Origin of the sequence: Mycobacterium sp. Marseille-P9652, from assembly GCF_902652685.1 — a bacterium.
Classification (GTDB): Bacteria; Actinomycetota; Actinomycetes; order Mycobacteriales; family Mycobacteriaceae; genus Mycobacterium.
The window spans coordinates 1-1,322 of record NZ_CACRUY010000126.1; the positions used below are offsets into that span (position 1 = coordinate 1).

At 64.1% G+C, this 1,322-nt stretch carries 1 protein-coding gene; it reads left to right on the top strand.

The window, feature by feature from the left end; translation table 11 throughout:
* Window positions 1-55: 55 nt before the first annotated feature.
* Window positions 56-1,312 (top strand): IS30 family transposase, encoded by a 1,257-nt coding sequence (locus tag GPY60_RS26470; RefSeq protein WP_444850871.1) that lies wholly within the window; start codon window positions 56-58, stop codon window positions 1,310-1,312.
* Window positions 1,313-1,322 lie beyond the last annotated feature (10 nt).

Sequence of the window (1,322 nt, forward strand, 5' to 3'; positions counted from 1 at the left end):
GACACGCCGCTTGGGCTCAAGGGGTGATTGCAACACTTCGTAGTTAGGGGTGTTGATGACGGGTGAGCCTCAGGGGTTATCGGTGCGCCGTCGGTTTTGGGAGCTGGTAGCGCAGGGTGTGCCGCCGAGCATCGCTGGGCCGATGGTCGGCGTGTCGAATAGTCTGGGAATGGCGTGGTTCCGCACATTCGGCGGTGTGAATCCAGGAGTGCAGCAGTCGCGAGGCCAGGCGCGGCCGCGGCTTAGCGCCGAGGAGCGCGAACAGATCATGATCGGTACTGCCCAGGGTGAATCGATTCGTTCGATGGCGCGCCGGCTGGGGCGAGCCCCATCGACGATCATGCGGGATATCGCCCATAACGGGGCTGGCCGTGGTCTGACCGGCCGCTACCGCGCCCTGCACCGGTTTGGCGCTAATCGCGGCGGGTGGGATGCCAAGTCGGGCTATTCAGCGCGTCTGGCCCAGCGGCGCAGCGAACAGCGGGCACGCCGACCCAAGACCGGCAAGCTGGCCCGCTGCCCGATGTTGCGCGCCGAGGTGCAAGCGTTGTTGATCAAGAAGTACAGCCCGGCCCAGATCGCGGGGTTGTTGGCCAAGACCTATCCCGATCGTCCGGAGATGCAGGTGTCCCACGAGACCATCTACAAGGCGCTCTACGTGCAAGGCCGCGGCGAACTGCGCCGTGAACTGCACCGCTGTTTGCGCACCGGGCGGGCGTTACGCAAACCCCGCATGCGACGCACCACGACCGAGCACCGCCACATTGCGGGCATGGTCAACATCAGTGAGCGCCCCGCCGAGGCCGAGGACCGGGCCGTGCCCGGGCACTGGGAGGGCGACCTGATCATCGGCAAAAATCAGGCCTCTCAGATCGGCACCCTGGTCGAACGCAGCACCGGATTCGTGCAGCTGCTTCACCTTCCCCAAGGCCGCAGCGCCGAGGCGGTGGCTGAGGCCATGATCACCAAAATCAAAGCCTTTCCCGACAACCTCCGCAAAACCTTGACCTGGGACCAGGGCCTGGAGATGGCCGCTCACGCGCGCATCAGCATCGACGCCGACATCGCCATCTACTTCTGCGATCCACACTCACCGTGGCAACGCGGCTCTAACGAGAACACCAACGGACTGCTCCGCCAATACTTCCCCAAAGGCACTGACCTATCAGTGCATTCGGCCGCCTACCTCGACGAGGTCGCCGTCGAACTCAACAACCGCCCCCGCAAACGCTTCGACTGGGACAGCCCCGCCCAAATCCTCAACCGACTACTGTCAACCCCACCAGAAACCACTGTTGCAACCAAACCGTGAATCCACCCCG